Consider the following 1042-nt stretch of genomic DNA (forward strand, 5'->3'; position numbering starts at 1 on the left):
TATTGAACCAGATGATAATAACCATCCTCATGATATTTTTCAATTAATCACTGGGGAAGATGAAAAAAAATCACAAAAATACTGATATAGTAAATGTTTAAATCTGGAGGATAAAATCATGGAATTTACTGGAACTTGGCATATTTATGAAATGTCGAATTGGGATGATGAATATTTTAATATGGAAGTACAGGCTTATATTGAAATTGATGAACAAGGAAATGGGGAGTTTCAGTTTGGATTGGTTACTGGATACATTGATGGCGATATTGTTAAAGATGGCAGTGCTAACAAATTAGAATTTACTTGGGAGGGCAATGATGAAAATGATGAGGCTTCTGGTAGTGGTTGGTTGAAATTGGAAGACGAAAATGAACTGGAAGGAAAAATCAAATTTCATCAAGGTGATAGTTCTACATTGTTAGCAAAACGGGCTTAATTATCTAAATTACAATAGATTATGAGTGACTTTGACAAAGAAGTAGCCAAAATAGAAAAGTATAATCAACCAATATTAGATGGGTTTAAAATATGGCTACAGAAAGCTAATCTTTCAGCTAAAACGATAAAAAACCACATCTTAAATATTGAGTTTTTTGCTGAATATCTTGTTGGCTATGAACCATTAGAAAAACTTGATGAAGCCGATGACCAAGATGTTTATGATTTTCTGATGGATTATTTTCCACGTAAAGCAATGTGGGCATCTGAAAGCAGCACTAAATCTTACATGACTTCTTTCAAAAAATTTTTCTCCTACATGGTGGAAACTAATAAAATTAGTCCTGAGATAGAAGCTGAAGTTAAAGAAACTCTCAAAGAGGGTAAACAGGACTTTCTTGATGCTGTGAGTGAGTAATTACCAAGATGCCAAAATCCAACAGTTTTGAAGAACAATATCCCCATATTAACCGTTTTGTAGAAGAACACGGCTGGATAGAAATTGGGGATAGAGAATATATTGATTCTTTTGTCAGAGCTTATGATTATGGTGGAACAGTTTATGAAGGGAAAAGCAGTTATCCCACAATAGAAGCTGCTT

At 33.3% G+C, this 1042-nt stretch carries 2 protein-coding genes; both read left to right on the forward strand.

The genetic code is table 11. The features are described from left to right. Positions 1–118: 118 nt before the first annotated feature. Positions 119–439: a hypothetical protein gene (locus FJR05_RS23585; RefSeq protein ID WP_168646365.1), complete on the forward strand. Its 321-nt coding sequence runs from the start codon at positions 119–121 to the stop codon at positions 437–439. A gap of 21 nt (positions 440–460) precedes the next feature. Continuing rightward, on the forward strand, positions 461–859 hold the full coding sequence (locus FJR05_RS23590) for a site-specific integrase (protein WP_168646366.1): 399 nt from the start codon (positions 461–463) through the stop codon (positions 857–859). Positions 860–1042: the final 183 nt, after the last annotated feature.

This window comes from Dolichospermum sp. UHCC 0259, from assembly GCF_009711935.1.
Lineage (GTDB): Bacteria > Cyanobacteriota > Cyanobacteriia > Cyanobacteriales > Nostocaceae > Dolichospermum.